Genomic DNA, 18,140 nt, shown 5'->3' on the forward strand with positions numbered 1-18,140 from the left:
TTTATATCCTATTTTATTAGTTGTTATATGCTTTTAAATACTCTAAAACCTGTTGGCTTACCTGTGGTCCTGTAAATCCGAATTTCTCATCAAGAACACCTGCAGGGGCAGAATATCCGAAGTGATCTAATCCGAATACTTTACCAGCATCACCTACTAAACCTTCTAAGTTAACTGGCAACCCAGCTGTTAAACCAAATAATGGTTTATTTTTAGGAATCACGCTGTTTTGGTACTCTTTAGATTGTAATCTGAATACACCTTCTGAAATTACTGAAGCAATATTCACTTTTAATCCGTTTTCGTTTTCTAAAATTTCAGCAGCAGCTAGTAAAGTTGATACTTCCGATCCGTTGGCGATTAACACCACGTCTGGATTTTCAACTTCTTTCACTAAATAACCACCTTTTTCAGCAGCTAAAGCTTCGTTATATCTTGAATCGCCCTGTGCAGGAACATCTTTAATATTTTGTCTAGACAAGATTAAACCTGAAGGTGTCGTTGTATTTTCTAAAGCCATTTTCCAAGCTACAGAAGTCTCAGCAGCATCAGCAGGACGTAAAGCTAAGAAACTTGGTTTTCCGCTGTGATTTTTAAGCTTTTCTAATAAACGAATTTGAGCTTCCTGCTCGATTGGCTGGTGCGTTGGACCATCCTCTCCTACACGAAACGCATCGTGTGTCCAAACATACTTAACCGGTAATTCCTGAATACCACTTAAACGAATGGCTGGTTTCATGTAATCTGAGAATACAAAGAAGGTTGCCACAACCGGGATAATACCACCATGTAACGCAATACCGTTAGCGATAGAAGCCATAGTTAACTCGGCAACACCAGCTTGTAAGAAACCTCCAGAGAAATCACCTTTTTTAAGTGCGTGTGATTTCTTTAAGAAACCATCTGTTTTATCTGAATTTGATAAATCGGCAGAAGACACGATCATGTTTTCAACGTTTTCAGCTAAGTAACCTAAAACTGTTGAAGACGCCACACGTGACGCTACACCTGGTTTTTGCTCGATAGCTGAGAAATCTAATTCTGGTAATTGACCAGATAAGAAGAAGTCTAGTTTTTCAGCTAGTGCAGGGTTTGCAGATTTCCAAGCCTCGATTTCAGCTTTTTTCTCTGCAGCCTGAGCTGTTTTTTGAGCAAGAATATCTTTATAAAATGCTTCAACTTCCGGATAAATATCAAACGGATTTTCTGTATCTGCACCTAAGTTTTCCATCGTTTTAGCGTAATCTGCACCGGTGTGTCCAATTGGCTGACCGTGTAATTCACAGTGACCTTCAAACATACTACCATCGGCAGCTACACAACCTTTACCCATAATTGTTTTACCAATAATTAAGGTTGGTTTTTCTGTTTCAGCGTTAGCATCTTGTAATGCTTTACGAATTTCGTCGTGGTTGTGACCGTCGATGGTTACAACTTTCCATCCCCAAGCTTCATATTTCATTGCAGTATCTTCAGTTGTTACCTCATCTGTTGAAGTTGATAACTGAATATCGTTAGAATCGAAGAACATGATAAAATTACTTAATCCTAAGTGACCTGCAATACGACCAGCACCTTGAGAAATCTCTTCCTGAATACCACCATCTGAAATAAATCCGTAGATTTTGTGGTTCATCCAGTCTCCAAATCGTGCCTGTAAAAATTTAGCAGCGATTGCAGCTCCAACTCCCATAGTGTGTCCCTGACCTAATGGTCCAGATGTATTTTCAATACCTCTTTTAACATCTACCTCTGGGTGACCTGGTGTAATAGAACCCCATTGTCTAAAATTAGCTACATCATCCTTTGCATAATTCCCTAATAGATAATACTGAGCATACATTAATGTAGATAAGTGCCCTGCATCCATGAAAAAGCGGTCTCTAAACGGCCACTCCATATCGGTTGGATCGAAGTTAAAGAACTCTGAATAAAGAATGTGCATGAAATCTGCACCTCCCATTGGTCCTCCAGGGTGTCCTGAATTTGCCTTTTCTACCATCGCTACAGCCAATGCTCTGATATTATCTGCTGCCTGCTGATCTAATTTTTTGTTCATTTTAATTTAGTTAATTTAATAGTCAACGTTTTAGTTTGTTGAACGCATTTAAAATAATTGTGCAAAAATAAAAAAACATTTTACCTAAAGCCTATTTTAAACGCATTAGAATTTGATATTCACAAATATATAACATTTATTTATAAGTGTACAAAAAACACTTGTAAATTTTTTGACTGGTTTTTAAAAAAACTAAATTTTGGTTTGAAAGTTATTAAATGAAGGAATCTGCTAAAGCTTGAAAATACTATCGAGAAGCATCCATTTTTCACCGGGTTTTGCCATAGGTAATTCCTGCTGAAATTTCCACATAAAATTTTCCCATTCCTGAACTTTAAGATTATTAGCATCCATTTCGGCTTTTCTTTCAAATGAAAATGAATCGTTCACTTCCATAATCATGAACAATCTATTTTCAATATTATAGATTTCCATGTCCTCTATACCGGCTGCCTTTATACTTTCTAATATTTCAGGCCATACGTTTTTGTGAAGCTTAATATATTCAGCTATTAATTCAGGATTGTCCTTTAAATCACAGGCGAGTGCGTATCGTTTTGTTCTCATTGCTTAGAAATTCTTTTTATATACCATAATACCATAATAACCAATAATGAGGAAACATGAAGCTGGCAATATAAATGAAAAATTAACTTCAGGCACTCCTAAAATTTTAATATCGGTATAACCAACGCCACCCAAATCTAAGATTAACCCTTGCAACGTAGGCATTAAAGCACCACCAACAATAGCCATAACCAAGAAAGCTGCACCAAACTTAGCGTCTTCTCCTTGCCCTTCAAGTGCAATACCATAAATGGTTGGGAACATTATAGACATGAAGAATGAAATTCCTACTAAGGCATAAAGTCCGATCATGCCTGGAACAAAAATTGTAGTTAAAGTACAAATCAATGCACCTATTGAAAAATAAAACAACAGCCTTCCACTATTAATATATTTTAAAAGGGCTGTACCAACCCATCTACCGGTCAAAAATATCACTAAGGCACTTATACCATAAGTCACTGCCGATTGATTATCGATACCGATAGACTCCGCATATTGGTACAAGTATGTCCAGCACATGATTTGTGCACCCACATAAAACGCTTGGGCAATAACACCCCAAACAAACTTCTTTGAAGAAAATAAACGTTTTATAGAACCGACTACAGACACTTTGGTTTCCTGCTCTTTATTTTGAGGCATTTTCATCATGGCAATCAGAATAAAAAAGCCAATAACAACCACACCTAATAATACATACGGATTACGAATAACCTGTAAATCGGCAGTTCTAATCACTGACTTGGAAGCTTCATCTAAAGTTTCAAAAACGGAGGTTCCATCAGCATTTAAATCATCCGATTGAAGCGAACCTAAAATAAACTTTTGAGCTACAATTAATCCGCCTAACGCTCCCATTGGGTTAAATGCCTGTGCCAGATTTAAACGCTGAGTAGCTGTTTCCTCCGCTCCCATAGAAAGAATATACGGATTCGCAGTGGTTTCTAAAAACGCCAATCCGAAAGTTAAAATATATAGCGCAGCTAAGAAGAATCCAAAAGCTTCAAATTCGGCTGCCGGGTAAAACAAAAGTGCACCAATAGCGTACAATGCTAAACCGAGTAAAACTCCTTTTTTATAAGAATATTTATTTACGAAAATTGCCGCAGGAAGCGCCATGGTAAAATACCCGCCATAAAATGCCATTTGAACCAAAGAAGCCTTAAAATTATCGAGTTCTAATACTTTTTTAAATGCCGAAACCATGGGGTTTGTAATATCGTTTGCAAATCCCCAAAGGGCAAATAAAGAAGTAATTAATATAAACGGAACGATAACAGTTTTCGCTACCACTGGTACTTTAGCCATAATGTCTTATTTAGTTTTGTTGAATTTTTAATTATTCGGTTAATAACGATCGGTCTAAATGAACATAACCACCATCTACAAAAATGAATTGTCCTGTAGTATGCGACGATCTGTCTGAAATGGTAAATAAACAGGTATCTGCAATTTCTTCAGGCGTTGTCATACGGTGTTCTAAAGGAATCTTCTTCACGATAGACTGCAATTTCTCCTCACCGTTTTCAAGGGTTTTAATCCAGGTGTCGTAAGCCGGTGTCCAGCTTTCTGCAATAACAATCGCGTTTACACGGATGTTTTCTTTAATTAAATCGACAGCCCACTCGCGTGTTAAACCAAGTACGCCTCCTTTTGAAGCTGCGTAACCCGATGTTCCACCTTGTCCCGTCATGCCAACTTTAGAACCGATATTTAAGATATTTCCTTTAGACGCTTTAATGTATGGTAAACAATACTTCGTCATTGCAAAGAAACTAACTAAATTAAGTTTCAACGACCACATAAAATCGTCGATTGACGCATCTAATCCTGCACCGTCATTAACCCCAACGTTGTTAATCAGAGCATCAATTCGTCCGTATTTTTCAGCAATGGTTTTTACTGCCGATTCAATTTGAACAGGATCGGTTAAATCGGTTTTCACAAAAATCGAATCGACACCACGTTCCTGTAATTCCTTTTCGTAACCAAAACCACGATCGTTTCTACAAACAATCACTGGAATAGCGCCTTCATCAGCTAAACGCTGAACAATAGTTTCACCAATACTACCTTTAACTCCGGCAGCACCAGTAACTACAACTACTTTGTCTTTTAAATGTAAATCCATGTCTTATAGTTTATAAAATTTCACCGCATTAGTACCCATAATTTGCTGTTGCTCACTGGTACTTAATGTTGCAATAAAATTTGTTGTTAATTCTTTTACTTTTGTGTAGTTACCTGCTACCAAACAAACTGGCCAGTCTGAACCATACATTACACGATTTGAACCAAAAGCTTCTAAAACCAGCTCCATATATGGTTGAATTTGCTCAGGCGTCCAGGTGTGATAATCGGCTTCCGTAATGATACCAGACATTTTACAATACACGTTTTCATACTTTGCTATTTCCGTCATTAAAGCAGCCCAACCATCGTAAAAACCATCTTTAATATAAGGTTTCGCGATATGATCGACAACGAAATTCATGTTAGGAAAACACTTAACAAACTCTAAAGCTGCTCCTAATTGATGCGGAAAAATTAAAATATCGTAAGTGTAATTGTTTTTCTGAAGTACCTCAATACCTCTTAAAAAATCAGGGCGTAACAAAAAGTTATGATCTGGCTCGCCCTGAACCACATGCCTGAACCCTTTTAATTTATTGGCTTCGATGTATTTTTCCAGTGTCGTTTCTAAATTATCGGCTCTTAAATCTACCCAACCTACAACGCCTTTTATAAAACTGTTGTCTTTTGAAAGCTGAAGTAAAAAATCGGTTTCTTCAAGGGTTTGATCGGCTTGAACCGCCACACAACCGTCAACACCGTTGTCCTGATAAACAGACTGTAAATCGGAAGGCATAAAGTCCTTACGAATTACAGCCATATCATCATCAATCCATGCATGTTTTACGGGTTCGTATTTCCAAAAATGTTGATGACTATCTATTATCATTTTCCTGGGTATGCGATAACATTTTGTTTTGATATTCCTAAACCTTCAATACCTAATTCCATAACATCGCCAGGTTTTAAATAAAGTGGAGGCGTTAAACCTAAACCAACACCGAATGGCGTTCCTGTTGAAATGACATCTCCAGGAAGTAACGTCATAAACTGACTGATATAACTGATAGATTCCTGAATATTGAAAATGAAATCTGAAGTAGAACTATCCTGCATCATTTCACCGTTTAACTTTAGCCATAAGTGTAAGTTATTCGGATCTTTAATTTCGTCTTTAGTTGCTAAGAATGGTCCAAGTGGCGCAAACGTATCGCAGCCCTTTCCTTTACACCATTGTCCTTCTTTTTCAATCTGGAAAGCACGCTCACTTACATCGTTATGTAATACATAACCAGCGATATGGTCCATAACCTCGTCTTGTGAAATATAAGATGCCTTTTTACCAATAACCACAGCTAACTCTACTTCCCAGTCGGTTTTTTCACTACCTTTAGGAATGATAACATCGTCGTTAGGACCAACAATAGCTGTTGTTGATTTGAAAAACAATACAGGCTCACTTGGTATTTTCATACCTGCTTCAGCGGCGTGTTTTGCATAATTTAATCCGATGCAAACTAACTTTGAAGGACGACAGATTGGCGATCCTAGTCGTACATCTTCCCCAACTACTTCGCATTTCGACTGATTAATTTTTAACCATTCCTCTAAACGCGCTAATCCGTTTGTTTCAAAAAAGCGTTCTGTATAATCTTCAGCGAAAGCTGATACATCTATTTTTGTTCCGTCTGGTAATTGAACTCCTGGTTTTTCTTTACCAGCTTCTCCAAATCGTATTAATTTCATCTTTTATAGTTTATTAGTTCTTTTACTTTTAAATTCTCTTCTTTTTAAATTTCCTCTATTGGTATAAAAATACTGAAAGATTCATCGCCTTGTTTTACAGCAAGCCCCAAAACTTTAGGACTGCCGTTTTCCTGATATATAAACGGACGTTCTAAACGCCCGGGTATTAACAAGTTTCCATCTTCCTGTTTTACCTTCTTAGGCATCAACTCATAATTTTGAGCTTTCTCCCAATGAATTCCATCTGCCGAGGTCACCATTCCTATAAAACCTTCAGCATGGAACACACCATAAAAGCGGTCTCTGTCCTCATCGTACCACATAGACATATCTTCGGTATCAATATAATCGATAACAGGTTTTTCCTGAATTTCAAAAGGACCTGTTGGCGATTTAGAAATGGCCATAGCCTGATTTCTGATAAAACGCTTTTCGTTAGGTTTATCACCTTTAACTATAAGATAATAATTTCCATTCTTAGCTTGAGTTATCGCCGGATTTACCGTTAGCGTTGTTATAGGCCCCGAAGGTTCTATTAACGGTTTATCGGAACGTTTCCATGGACCATTAACAGAATTTGACACTGCAACACCCACACGCTGATTTGGTCTTAAAATTTTCCAATTTGGATGACTATAACCTATATGCGCTGTCTCTATCAATTCTTCTTCTGAAAAATTCTTATCACCTAAATTGGTCCCCACATAATACAGATAATATTTTCCGTCGAAATATTTAATTTTAGGATTATGTGCCGTTATCGCATCCCATCGGTTTTCCCGAGGACCTTGTAAAGCTGTTTCCAAATAAATCCATGGTCCTGCTGGATGGTCTGAAACTGCATGTGCGATTTCAGAGTGCGTTAGCCAACCATAAAATCCGTAGTCTTTTTTCCAACGGGAATAAAACATATGATATTTACCATCATCCCCTTTTAAAATGGATGTTCCCCAATTGTAATAGCCTTCTGTTTTAAAAATATTTTCAGCTGAAATGGGTTTTAAATGGTTTGTTAAATCTAAATTATCGGGAGCATTTTGTGCACCACTAGAAGCATAAACCAAAGCAACCATTATAATAATAAAAGGACGAATCAGTTTAATCATCTTATCCGTTTAATTTTATAAATCCGCCATCGATAGGGAAATCTGTTCCAGTAATGAATGACGCTTCATCTGAACATAAAAACAGTGCTAAATCGGCAATCTCCTGAGGTTTACCCATACGACCGATTGGTTGTGTTTGAGATAATTTCTCGAACATTTCAGCTTCTCTTCCCGGATAATTATTTTTTAAGAATCCGTCAACAAATGGTGTATGTACACGTGCTGGAGAAATACAGTTACAACGAATACCGTCGTTAATATAATCTTTAGCCACAGAATAGGTCATGGTTAAAGCCGCTCCTTTAGACATCGAGTAAGCAAAACGATCGTTTAGTCCAACAGACGATGCAATTGATGCCATATTAATAATCACACCACCTTTAGCTTTCATGTGAGGAACCGATGCAAAAATACAGTTATAAACACCTTTTACATTCACACTATACACGCGATCTAAATCGGCCTCTGGTGTGTTTTCAACATTACCAATATGTGCGATTCCTGCATTATTGATTAAAATATCAAGTCCGCTTTCTTCAGCAATTTTATTAATGACTTCAACAACGTCGGCTTGATTTACCACATTACATTGGTGTACCGCTGCTTTTCCGCCATCGGCTTCGATCTCAGATTTTGTTACTTCGGCATTTTCAACATTCAATTCTAAAATATGAACAAAAGCGCCTTGACCAGCTAATGTTTTAGAAATAGCTTTACCTATTCCGCTACCGCCTCCGGTAACTATAGCTGTTTTGTTTTCTAAACTAAATTTCATTTTTCTATGTTTTACTCTGCACTAAAATTAACCATCGCTTTAATCACCCCGTTCTTTGGATCTAGCCAAGAATCGAAGTTAGCAATCATTTCGGTATAAGGCACCTGATGTGTTACAAATTTATCTGTCGGAAACTGTGGAAGGTTATCAATAACAAATTGAAAATCTTCTAAAGTCGCATTTCTACTACACATAATCGTAGACTCTTTAGCGTGAATTCCCGGGTGACTAAACACCAACTCGCCTTTTGAAAGTCCTACCAATACGTAACGTCCGCCATGAGACATGTAAGCAATACCACCTTCAAGCGCTCGTTTGTTTCCTGTACAATCGAAAACCGCAGTAGCTAAGTCGCCATTGGTAATTTTAGACACTTCTTCGGCTGCTGTTTCTGAAACTTTCACCACATGTTTTACACCAATTTCATTTTTTACAAACGCTAAACGCGACTCGTCAACATCGATAGCAATCACTTCAGCACCTTTAATTTGTGCCAGTTTCATTAAACCAATTCCGATTGGTCCACAACCAACAACTACAATAAATTCACCAACTTCAACATCGGCTCTACGAATGGCATGTGCACCAATAGCTAAAGGCTCTACGATAGCCATTTCTTCATAAGACAACGTATTTGCCGGAATTAATAAATCGGTTCTTACCGCAACCACTTCCTGCATTCCGCCATCGGCGTGAACACCTAAAACCTTAATATTACTGCAACAGTTTGTTTTACCTTTTCTACAGGCAATACACTCACCACAACTTACGTAAGGCATCACAATAACCTTATCGCCTACTTTTAAGTTCTGATTGTTTTCTCCAACCTCTAAAATTTCAGCAGCCAACTCGTGCCCTAAAATTCTTGGGTAGGTAAAAAATGCCTGATTTCCTGAATAGGCATGCAAATCGGTACCGCAAATACCAACGCGGTGAATTTTAATTAACGCCTGATTCGCCTCGCGAACCGGTTGTTCTTTTTCTTTTAACGCGAATTTTGTTGGTTCTTCGCAAACTATATAGTTCATTATTTCTGAATACTTAATTATACTAACTCTCTTTTCTCTATAACGACATGCCTCGTTTCCAAGGAATGAAATCGTTCTGCTCTAATGTTCTTGCTTTAACCTGTTTTCCACTGGCAACTTCTATTACAAATTCCAGTAATTGTTCACCTGTTTCTTCAATAGTCGCTTCGCCATCAATAACACCACCTGTATTAAAATCGATGATATCGTTCATTCTATTGAATAATTTTGTGTTTGACGACACTTTAATGACCGGTGTAATCGGGTTTCCTGTTGGCGTTCCCAAACCAGTTGTAAATAAAATAATATTGGTTCCTGAACCTGCCAATCCGGTAGTCGACTCAACATCGTTACCCGGTGTACATAACAAATTCAGTCCCGGTTTAACCACTTGTTCAGTATAATCCAAAACGTCTTCAACTGGCGATGTTCCGCCTTTTTTTGCAGCACCCGCCGACTTTATCGCGTCGGTGATTAATCCATCTTTTATATTTCCTGGTGAAGGATTTGCTGAAAATCCGCCGCCTAACAACGTCGCCTTTTCATTATAAACAGCCATGATATTTGAAAACTTATCGGCTTTCTCTTTCGACTGACATCTATTGATTAATTCCTGTTCAACTCCGTTCAACTCCGGAAACTCAGCTAAAACAGTTGCACCTCCAAGTCCGACTAATAAATCGGACACATAACCTAAAACAGGATTCGCTGAAATACCTGAAAACCCATCAGAACCTCCACATTCCAGACCGATAACCAGTTTATCTAATGTCGCTGGTTGACGCTCCACTTTATTTGCTTCGATTAATCCGACAAAGGTTTTCTTTACAGCTTCAGCCAATAGTTCTTTTTCAGAATTCATGTGCTGCTGCTCTAAAAAGTAAACCGGCTTATCGGTATTTGGTGCCATTTTACCTAGGGCATCCTGCAAAATTTTCGATTGCGCGTGCTGGCAACCTAAACTTAATACCGTAGCTCCAGCCACATTCGGATTGTTAATATAACCGGCCAATAAATGACATAAGGCAATGGCGTCAGATGTTGAACCGCCACAACCTCCATCGTGGGTTAAAAAGCGAATGCCATCAACATTTGGAAATAACGGATTTTTATAAACATCGTCGGCTTCCTTTAAAATATCTTGTTCTAAAATCGCTTCCGCAGAACCACCTGATTTATACGTTTCAATTAAAGTATCGACATTTAAACCTAAATGCTGTTGTTTACCAAAACCTAACTTATCGACTAAGGCACTTTTTAACACCTCAACATTTCTGTTCTGACAAAATACCAGAGGAATGATTAGCCAGTTATTTTCGGTGCCCACAGTTCCGTTGGTTCTGTGATAACCTAAAAAGGTTTTATCTTTAAACTTTGAAATATCGGGTGCCTGCCATTGTACTTTTTCAACAACATGATCGGCACTGTAATGCTCGGTGTCATGTTCTAAATTTTCGGTAGTAATAAGCCCGCCTTCAGGTATATCGATTTTAGCTCTTCCTACTAAAACGCCATACATGTAAATTGGATCGCCAACCTTAAAGTTTTCGGTTGAAAATTTATGTTTGGCAGGGATAGCATCTACCAACGTGTATGATTGATTTTCAAACGAAAGTTCGGTGCCCTTTACCAAATCGGTTAAAGCCACTAATACATTATCTTTCGAATGTATTTTTAGTATTTCTTGTCTATTTCCTATCATTTATAAATAAGATTAATAATTGCAATACTATAAATATTAAATCATCAAATCTTCCTAAATCATGACTAAACATGATATTATTTTTGCTTAAAATCTCACCAAGTTGATTTAAAAGCAATAAATATACCTCTAAACCAGTTCATTCTCTTGATAAGAATTAACATGTTGTTTTATATATTCTGATGGATTACAGTCCATTACAATTTTAAATTGTCGGTTAAAATTTGAAATATTATTGAATCCTACTTCATAACAAACCTGAGAAATATTCACCTTCTGCTCCAACAACAACTTACAGGCATACCCTATTCGAATCTCGGACACATAACGTGAAAATGGCTTACCATTAACACGTTTGAACAAGCGACTAAACGCTGTCGCATTCATATTGGCAATCTTAGCGACTTCATCTAAAGAAATATCTCTATTAAAATTCTTAAAGATATAGGCATATACCTTATCGAGTGTTTTATTTGTTTTTACTTTAAAGGTTTTCATATATCCCGAACTTGCCAATAGCTTAAAGTTTTTATGACTTGAAAGCTTATTCAGGATATTTAAAAACGTAATGGTTTTATGAAATCCGTTAAGATTTAACATGTTTTGAACCGTTTCTATGAGTTCTCCTTTTAGATTTAAAAACTTGATACCAAAACGCGCTCTATCAAACAACTCAGACAGATGATGCATCTCGGGGGTTTCAAAAAAATGTTCTCCTAAAAAATCCTTTTTAAAGTGAATAGCTATGGACTTGGCAACCAACTCTGAATCGTCTGCGAAATAGGCCTCCTGATTAAGCCACATGTGAGGTGTGTTCTTTCCTATTAAAAACACATCGCCGGGTTCAAACTTTTCAATACCATCCCCAACAAAACAATTGCCGTTGCTTTTTAAAATAACGACCAGTTCCAGCTCGGGATGGTAATGCCAGAGTTTTAAAAAATTAGAATCTTCATGTACTTTAGCCGTAAACGAGGTATCGCTTGGTGTACTCCTATCAAGTAAATGAAGTTTCATTATTTTTAATATTTACTTTTATTCTACATCAATTTGAACAGATGCCTCTTTTAAGCCTTCAGAAGTGGCTTTTAACTGAATATTTTCAGCTTTACCATTCGATTGAATAATAACCACACATTTTCCGTTATACGCTTTACGGTAGTTGGCTTTAAACGATTCTAAACTCGCCGGATAACCGTTATCAACACCTACTATTTTTCCACCACCTGTAACTTTAAAATGAATTAAATTATTGGCTCTTGGCACTAAGTTACCTTCCTCATCATTCACATTCACAGTTACATAAACTAAATCGTAATTATCGTTTATAATCACTTTTTTATCTGCTTCCAATTCTAATTTTGAAGTAGCTCCTGCGGTATGTACTTCTTTCTCTAAAACCACTTGTCCGGCTTTTCGAGAGACCACTTTAATGGTTCCTGGTTCGTATTTTACCTTCCAAGACACATGCAACTCTTCATCTTGTTTAGACTTTACGCCTTGCGATGTTCCGTTAACAAAAAGTTCTACCTCATCAGCGTTATTATAATAGGCCCAAACATCAACATCCTGACCTGAATTCCAGTTCCAGTGTGGTAAAACGTGTAACACATTTTTATCGCTCCACTCACTTTGATACATGTAATACACATCTTTTGGTAAACCTGCTAAATCAACAATTCCGAAATATGAACTGCGTGCCGGATAGGGATACGGAATAGGCTCACCGATATAATCAAAACCTGTCCAAATAAATGTTCCTGCGATATAGTCTAATTTCTTAACGGTTTTCCAGTTTTCTTCGTGGGTAGTTCCCCAGTAAGCCGCTACATTATCGTAAGCTGAAACAGTATAATCATCGTTACCATCAAACGGTTCGTTATGAGCCGGAGGCCAGAATTTAATTTCCGACGAGGTGGCATCGTAATGTCCACGTGTTTCTAAAGCCGATACACTTTCGGAAGCTATTATTTTTTGACCTTTAAAATTTTCAGGGAAAGTACCGTAATCTTCATGTTTGTAATTAAATCCTAAAAGATCTAAAGCACCTGACTGATAGATAAAATTTTTCTCTGGAATGTTCTCTGTTAAGGCACAGGTTACCGGTCTGGTTTGGTCTAAACTTTTAACAATTTTCACTAAATCTTTGGTCATCGCGATTCCGGTACTATCGAACTGCTCACGAATTTCATTACCTATACTCCACATCATCACCGACGGATTGTTACGATCACGACGTATTAAATCCTGTAAATCGCGTTTATACCATTCGTCCCATTCTACATTATAATCAAACTTTACTTTACGTTTTTTCCAAACATCGAAAGCTTCCACCTGAACAATCAATCCCATTTCATCACACAATTGTAATAACTCTAACGACGACGGATTATGCGCTACGCGGATGGCATTAACCCCCATATCTTTCATGATTTGAAGTTTTCTTTTTATAGCCGATTTATTTGCAACTGCTCCCAAAGCGCCGTTATCGTGATGCAAACAAACACCATGAATTTTAGTTGGAACGCCGTTTAATGAAAAACCTTTTTTAGAATTGAAGCTGAAATAACGAATACCCAGTGGTGTTTCGTAATTATCAACCAACATCTCGTCTTCATAAATTTTGGTTTTCACAGTATACAAATACGGGTTTTCAACACTCCACAACACAGGATTTACAACTTCCATTTGTTGTCTAGTGACATAAGATGTATGTGGTTGAATGGTATCTATTTTCTCTGAAACGGCAACTTCTAAATTATCGGCATCTAAAATGGTATTTACTAACTTAAACACTCGTTTTGACGTGCTATCGTTTTTAATCGTGGTTTCGAAAGCTACAGTTGCTTTATCCTTTAAAACTTTTGGTGTGGTAACATAAGTCCCCCAGTGGTCTATATATAAATTTTCGGTAGCTACTAAACGTACATTTCTGTAAATTCCAGAACCGGAATACCAACGCGAATTCGGCTGTTCGCTATTATCAACTTTTACAGCAATAACATTTTCCTTTGTTCCAAAATTTAAATAATCGGTCAGATTATAAGCGAAAGAAATGTAACCATACGGACGTTTACCTAAATAATGCCCATTAATCCAAACCTCACTATTTCTGTACACGCCATCAAACTCAACAGAAACCGATTTGCCATTCCAATCTGCTGGCAAAGTGAATGTTTTTCTGTACCAACCTGTTCCTGTTGGCAACGCGCCACCTTCTGGTTTTGCAGGATGTTCTTCACTAAATTCACCTTCAATACTCCAATCGTGCGGTAAGTTAAGTGTTCTCCAATCGGTAGTATTAAAATTGGCTTGAGTCGCTTCAGGAACATCTCCTAATTTAAAATTCCAGTTGAAATTAAAATCTTCAACAATACGCGCATCTTTTTCAACAATTTCTTCGGTTTTACTACATGAAAAAATTAAGCTGACTAACAGCAACAGACTAAAGATTTTTGTTTGGTTTAATGTCTTGTTCATTATCTATACTCGTAATTAATAATCGCTTTTATTGAAATTCGAAGGATTCAATTCGAAGTCCTTTCATATTGTCTGATTCTAACTGAATTTTATAGGTTCCAGCATTAATATACCCGCCCGATGTGGTGTTTAAAACCTTCCACTTATCGTTTCTAACAGGAAATTCGATATCGTCATTTCGCAATAAAATACCGTTAGCATCTTCAATTTTTAACCGCACTTTTAATGGTCCGTCGGTCATATTCATATACCTGAAACGCATCAAATAAATATTGGCAACGCCCGGCGTGACTGTAAAAGTAATACTGTTTTTTGTGTTTTCGGTAAACTCTACATAATCACTTTTCTTAAAGAAGGCTTTTTTAACGCCCGACCCTGTAGTTTGAGCATCGCTTTCGGCTTCCAGCTTTACAATTACTCGGTCGTCTTTCTCTTCCATGGAGTAAGTTGGCACAACGGCTATGGTTGCTATTCCTTCTTCGGAACTAAAGGCTATATTTTCACCTTTCTTAGCTACTCGCTTATAAACGATGAAAGTTTGATTTAAACTATTTTCAGCAGATTCTTCCATCGCTTCATAGCCTTCTAATTGTTTTATTTCTGAATTTACAAACGCGTAAATCGTGGCATCGGTCTTCAAGGTAAAATGTCCTGAAACGGTTTTATTTGCTTCTGAAATCGGGAATTTTAAATAATCGGCCCCATAAACTTCGGAAGGCAATTTGGTAAAACTAATCTTTGAATTTACAAACTGTTTATCGGTGATATTTAACCAGGTTGATACTATCACTTCGGCATTCGTTGAAAGATTTAAAATATTCTTATCGGAAGGGTTTGCCGGATTTACATTATAGTCTTTTGAAGCAATAGCAATTGCCGAAATTACCGCCTCACCGGAAGCGACATTCGGGAATAAAATGATTAATTTTCCATTGTCACTTTTTGCTGAATATACTTTTTTCAAAGCCGCATCATGACCAACAGTTTTCCAGATATCTAAATTCTTTTCAACAATATTATTGTTAATTGCGATATCAAAAACACGCCAATCTTCGCAATCCATACCGCCTCCAGTACCGTACCAAGCCTCATTAAAATACAATTCTACCTGATAATCACCATCTGGAACAGGAAATTCGTATTGTAACTTATCGGAACCGTATCTAAAATCCTGAAACAACTTCCAGTCTTGCGTTCCTGCTATAGGGTCGTAAGTGGTACGCTGACTCGCATAATACGCCGGAAGGTTTTCAAAAGTATCGGTCCATGATAACGAGCCCCATGAATTTTCATTAGTTTTATGCACATCGGCTAGCCAGGTATTTCCGAAAGTATCGATATAATCTGACCCACCGCTATTCACGCGATATAAGTAATTAAAACCTTCGGCTGGTTTTAAAATATCGTTTGTTTCGCTCACCAAGGCATCAAAATGTGGTGCTTCTGGTAAATTATTCAATACGATATAATCTTTAGCTACAGGTTTTCCATCAACATAACCAATCGCGTAAAGTACATTATATTTCACATCGACATTATTAAACTGAAAATGTTTACCTAATCCCGGATTTTTCAATTTTCCTAATGATGCTTCATTAACATCGTTAAACAATTCAACTTCATCACAATTGGAATAAATATCGATACCATTTTTCGTTCCGGCATCATTCCAACGGGTCGGCCACGAATGAGACACAATGTACACCATCGGTTCTTTTTTATTCGACACATAATTGGCGCGGTACATATAAAATGCATCTAAAGGTTCACCCCATATCGTGAAAATACCTTTGTAATTTACCGGCCCTACTTTATCAATGTCGCGGTAACCTTCGCCATTTTGCGAACGCCCCGGGTTTTCGTGAGAATATAATAACCAATGGTATTGCCCTACGATTTTATCGCTTACCGATTCGGCTTCAGCAACCTTAATTTCCATTAATTGTGAAAAACGATTTTCGCTAAGCTCTCCTTTTTGGTCGAATTCCCCTTCAGTATGTAAATCGGCCGAACGCCATGCGCCATATTCACCGTTTAGTAAATGTTCGGTCATTTCTTCGCCGTAATTATAAGGATCGCCGCCGTAGGTTCCCGACCAGTTTTGAATAACGTTCCAGTCACTACCTTCCCCTCCGTTACAGGTCGTTACTAAACGCTGCGTTGCAGTTGGGTCTAATTCCCGGATTATTTGCGTACATTCTACTGCAAAATCCTTCGGAATGGTGCTTTCGTTTTGTAAGCCCCACATAACAACCGACGGATTGTTTCGACGTTCTTTAATCCATTCCTTCAATAAGGTTTTAAAATTGGCTTTAAACTCAGGGGTATCATACCAGATATGCGCTGAAAATTGACTCCAGAATAAAATACCATCTTCGTCTAAATGCTGCTGATATCTTAAATTATGTGGCTGGTGACCTTCACGGAAGGCATTATAACCAGCGGATTTAATTTGACCAATTCTGGCTTTTACATCTTTATCTGAAAACGAATGACTTCTGCCAATAAGGTGCTCGTATTCACAAGTACCGTTAATAAAAATTGGTTCATCATTTAAAAAGAAGCGATTATCTTCACCTTCACGATTAATTGGCCAACTTACCCAACGAATTCCATAAGGTGTGGTTAATGCATCTTTTAAATCGCCATTTTCGTAAACTTTAGTTACCAGTTGATACAAATACGGATCTTCAGGCGACCATAATTTAGGATTTGAAAATTCCGGTAATATTTGTTTGATTTCCTTTAAACCGGAAACATTTTCAACATCAGTTTTCACTGAAACAACCTGTTTTCCGTTAGTATCTAACAATATATTTTCAACAGTGATTTTCTTTGCTGAATCGCTATAATTTTTAACCTCAGTAGTGGTATGAAGCAGCGCGTTTTCTTTATTAGTTGATGCATCATTCCACACATGAACTCCGAAAGGTTCAATACGTAATTTATCGGTAACAACTAAAGATACCGGTCTAAAGATTCCCATAGGCTGAGAGCCTTCCGAGAATCCCCATTCACCAGAACAACCACCGCATACCCAAGGTAAATCGGCGATAAATGCCGGATGTGCCGCTTTCACTACAATGTTGTTTTCAGTATTAAAATCAACCACATCGGTAATATCTAAAGTAAATGTGGTTCTTCCGCCTTTGTGAGCGCCCACTTCTTTGCCATTTACCCAAACGGTCCCATAAGAACCGACACCTTCAAAAAACAAAAAGTGTTGCTTGCCTTGGTCTTCTGCGTTCAATTTTAAAGTCCTATGATACCAGGCAGTGCCGTGTAAATTACCATGTTTCATACGACGAAAACCATAATACTGATCCCAGTTGTGCGGCACAGAAACAGCTTTCCAATTGTCGTTAATATTTATGTTTTTAACAAAATCGGCTTCCGACTGATTCAAACTATCTAAATGAATCGTGTACCAATTGTCATTTAAACTGATTTCTTTTCGAATAGCATCAACCTTCACATCTTTTCCACATGATATAAACATTAAAATGCTTGCTAAAACTATGTATTGTAACTTTTTCATCAAACAATGATTCTAATAAAATTCTAAATTTAGAGACTCTGAAACAAGTTCAGGATGACAAGA

Annotated in this window: 13 protein-coding genes; all 13 read right to left on the reverse strand. The window is 37.4% G+C overall.

The annotated features are described in order from the left end of the window. Window positions 1–16: 16 nt before the first annotated feature. The 13 genes from NO995_RS03500 to NO995_RS03560 all read right to left on the reverse strand — a co-directional run bounded on the left by NO995_RS03500 (window position 17) and on the right by NO995_RS03560 (window position 18,077). Complete coding sequence (locus tag NO995_RS03500) at window positions 17–2,059, reverse strand: transketolase (RefSeq protein WP_258226275.1); 2,043 nt, start codon at window positions 2,057–2,059, stop codon at window positions 17–19. 231 nt (window positions 2,060–2,290) lie between these two features. Next, complete coding sequence (locus NO995_RS03505; RefSeq protein ID WP_258226276.1) at window positions 2,291–2,626, reverse strand: L-rhamnose mutarotase; 336 nt, start codon at window positions 2,624–2,626, stop codon at window positions 2,291–2,293. Window positions 2,627–2,629: 3 nt separating this feature from the next. Further along, a complete protein-coding gene (gene fucP / locus NO995_RS03510; protein ID WP_258226277.1) occupies window positions 2,630–3,937 on the reverse strand; it encodes an L-fucose:H+ symporter permease in 1,308 nt (435 codons plus the stop codon). A 31-nt stretch (window positions 3,938–3,968) separates the two neighbouring features. Beyond that, complete coding sequence (locus NO995_RS03515; protein WP_258226278.1) at window positions 3,969–4,760, reverse strand: SDR family oxidoreductase; 792 nt, start codon at window positions 4,758–4,760, stop codon at window positions 3,969–3,971. A 3-nt stretch (window positions 4,761–4,763) separates the two neighbouring features. Continuing rightward, window positions 4,764–5,591, reverse strand: a complete 828-nt coding sequence (locus tag NO995_RS03520; RefSeq protein WP_258226279.1) for an amidohydrolase — start codon at window positions 5,589–5,591, stop codon at window positions 4,764–4,766. Beyond that, complete coding sequence (locus tag NO995_RS03525) at window positions 5,588–6,448, reverse strand: fumarylacetoacetate hydrolase family protein (protein ID WP_258226280.1); 861 nt, start codon at window positions 6,446–6,448, stop codon at window positions 5,588–5,590. Before NO995_RS03525 ends, NO995_RS03520 begins: the two co-directional genes overlap by 4 nt. Window positions 6,449–6,492: 44 nt before the next feature. After that, entirely contained in the window at window positions 6,493–7,554 is a 1,062-nt protein-coding gene (locus NO995_RS03530; protein ID WP_258226281.1) for a glycoside hydrolase family protein, read from the reverse strand. 1 nt (window position 7,555) lies between these two features. After that, window positions 7,556–8,329, reverse strand: coding sequence for an SDR family NAD(P)-dependent oxidoreductase (locus NO995_RS03535; RefSeq protein WP_258226282.1), 774 nt, complete (start codon window positions 8,327–8,329; stop codon window positions 7,556–7,558). A gap of 11 nt (window positions 8,330–8,340) precedes the next feature. Next, on the reverse strand, window positions 8,341–9,357 hold the full coding sequence (locus NO995_RS03540; protein WP_258226283.1) for a zinc-binding alcohol dehydrogenase family protein: 1,017 nt from the start codon (window positions 9,355–9,357) through the stop codon (window positions 8,341–8,343). A gap of 37 nt (window positions 9,358–9,394) precedes the next feature. Beyond that, window positions 9,395–11,059 carry a UxaA family hydrolase gene (locus NO995_RS03545; protein WP_258226284.1) on the reverse strand — a complete coding sequence of 555 codons (1,665 nt, stop codon included), beginning with the start codon at window positions 11,057–11,059 and terminating at the stop codon, window positions 9,395–9,397. 129 nt (window positions 11,060–11,188) lie between these two features. Next, complete coding sequence (locus NO995_RS03550; protein ID WP_258226285.1) at window positions 11,189–12,076, reverse strand: AraC family transcriptional regulator; 888 nt, start codon at window positions 12,074–12,076, stop codon at window positions 11,189–11,191. Between the two features lie 18 nt (window positions 12,077–12,094). Continuing rightward, the gene (locus tag NO995_RS03555) at window positions 12,095–14,539 is read right to left on the reverse strand and encodes a sugar-binding domain-containing protein (RefSeq protein WP_258226286.1); all 2,445 of its coding nucleotides are present in this window, start codon (window positions 14,537–14,539) and stop codon (window positions 12,095–12,097) included. 28 nt (window positions 14,540–14,567) lie between these two features. Next, the gene (locus NO995_RS03560) at window positions 14,568–18,077 is read right to left on the reverse strand and encodes a malectin domain-containing carbohydrate-binding protein (RefSeq protein WP_258226287.1); all 3,510 of its coding nucleotides are present in this window, start codon (window positions 18,075–18,077) and stop codon (window positions 14,568–14,570) included. Window positions 18,078–18,140: the final 63 nt, after the last annotated feature.

The sequence above is a fragment of the Aestuariibaculum sp. M13 genome (assembly GCF_024723255.1).
GTDB classification, from domain to species: domain Bacteria; phylum Bacteroidota; class Bacteroidia; order Flavobacteriales; family Flavobacteriaceae; genus Aestuariibaculum; species Aestuariibaculum lutulentum.